Raw genomic sequence first — 1,931 nt, forward strand, 5'->3', positions numbered from 1 at the left:
CAGATCGTGTGCCACGAACACTGAAGGAGGCGTTGATGTAACAGCTTCTGGAAGCGGTGCTGTGCAGGAGATGGAGGTAGGTCCTCCGGGGTCGCCCTGCAGGGGGAGACCCCAAACCACCGCAGGCTGCGTCGGTTAAGTGCCGGTCGTGGTGAGCGCTGCGGCAAAAGGCGCGACAGTGATCGCGTCAGGTGTGGGTCAGGAAGGCGAGCGTGAGTGAACCGCTGATGACGTGTCGTAACTTTCTTCAATGGCGTCGAAACCGGGGCTTGATCTGGGCTCCGGGACAAGTCCGGGGGGAGCCTGCCGACTGCCCGGACGGCGTCCGGCATGGAGGCGGCGCGAGCCTGGCCCGGGCTCTTGCACGGAACGTGGGAACCTGTCGCCCCGATACTGCTGCTGCCCTTTTGGAGTGGTGGCGAGAGGGAGTGCCCCAAGCGGACAAAACCGCGAGGGGTCGAGTACCGACGCGGGGCACGGGGGCGGACCGTCTCGTAGTAGTGGTGAAGCCTGGTAATGCGGGCGGAGCGAAGGGGACGGATCGTCCAGGTCTGTTTGGCGGTCAACCGGAGTGCCCGGGATGAGCCGGACGAACGGACCGAAGTCGTTCGAGATCTCGAAACACCTGGTGTTCGAGGCGTACTTGAGGGTCAAGGCCAACAAGGGCGCGGCGGGCGTCGACGGCGAGTCGATCGAGCAGTTCGAGGTAGACCTGAAGGCCAACCTCTACAAACTGTGGAATCGCCTCTCGTCGGGCTGCTATTTCCCGCCGCCGGTACGGATGGTGGAGATCGACAAGCCGGGAGGACGCGGGGTCAGGATCCTCGGCGTGCCCACGGTCGCGGACAGAATCGCACAGACGGTGGTGGCCATGGTGCTGGAGCCACTGGTGGAGCCTGTGTTCCACCCGGACTCCTATGGCTACCGGCCCCGGCGAAGTGCGCTGGATGCGGTCGCGACGTGCCGAGAGCGGTGTTGGAAGACGGACTGGGTGATCGATCTGGACATCCGGGGCTTCTTCGACAACCTCGATCACGATCTCGTTCTCAAGGCGGTCGCGCACCACACCGACCTGCGATGGGTCCGGCTGTATGTGGAGCGATGGCTCAAGTCCCCGCTTCAGCGGCCGGACGGCAGCCTGCAGGCCCGGGACCGCGGCAGCCCTCAGGGCTCGGCGGTATCACCCGTGTTGTCCAACCTCTTCATGCACTACGCGTTCGACCTCTGGATGGCCCGGGAGTACCCCGGTGTCCGGTTCGAGCGGTACTGCGATGACGTGGTAGTCCACTGCCGCAACGAGGTCCAGGCGCATCGCGTGCGTGAGGCCATCGCCGCGCGGCTGGCCGAGTGCGGGGGTCTGGAGTTGCATCCCCAGAAGACCCGCATTGTGTACTGCCGGGACAGGAACAGGCGCGGCTCGGCTGAGCACACCTCGTTCACGTTCCTGGGGTACGGGTTTCGCGTGAGGAAACTCCGGACGAAGCGTGGGGACTTCTTCTTCGGCTTCAGTCCGGCCGTCAGCGACGAGGCCGCCAAGCAGATCCGGGTGCAGATCCGCCGCTGGCGGCTGCACTTGCGCAGTGACACAACCCTGGAGGAGCTCGCCCGGGAGATCAACCCGGTCGTGCGGGGCTGGATCAACTACTTCGGGCGGTTCCACCCGTCCGCGTTGCTCTCCACCCTCAACCGCATCAACGACTATCTGGTGCGGTGGCTCGTCCGCAAGTACAAGCGGTTCAAACGGAAGCGAGCGAGAGCGCGAGAGGCCCTGAACCGTCACGCCAGACGGTTTCCCGGCCTCTTTGCTCACTGGAAGTTCGTCAAGCCGTGACCGTGAATGACTGGACGGTGGGAGCCGTGTAAGCCGAGAGGTTTACGCACGGTTCTGAGAGCGGCGGCGGGCGAAACTCCCGCCGCCGACTCGCCCAGGC

The 1,931-nt window shown here is 65.0% G+C and carries 1 protein-coding gene; it reads left to right on the forward strand.

Going from position 1 to position 1,931, the window contains the following annotated elements; genetic code table 11:
• Positions 1 to 580: 580 nt before the first annotated feature.
• Positions 581 to 1,831 (forward strand): group II intron reverse transcriptase/maturase, encoded by a 1,251-nt coding sequence (gene ltrA / locus IPZ69_RS46665; RefSeq protein ID WP_235461006.1) that lies wholly within the window; start codon positions 581 to 583, stop codon positions 1,829 to 1,831.
• Positions 1,832 to 1,931: the final 100 nt, after the last annotated feature.

It is taken from the genome of Streptomyces olivochromogenes (assembly GCF_021538895.1).
Taxonomy (GTDB): Bacteria; Actinomycetota; Actinomycetes; order Streptomycetales; family Streptomycetaceae; genus Streptomyces; species Streptomyces olivochromogenes_A.

Bases quoted from the DNA above. Each gene is read 5' to 3' on its own strand.
- ltrA (WP_235461006.1), top strand. From the start codon at position 581: ATGAGCCGGACGAACGGACCGAAGTCGTTCGAGATCTCGAAACACCTG.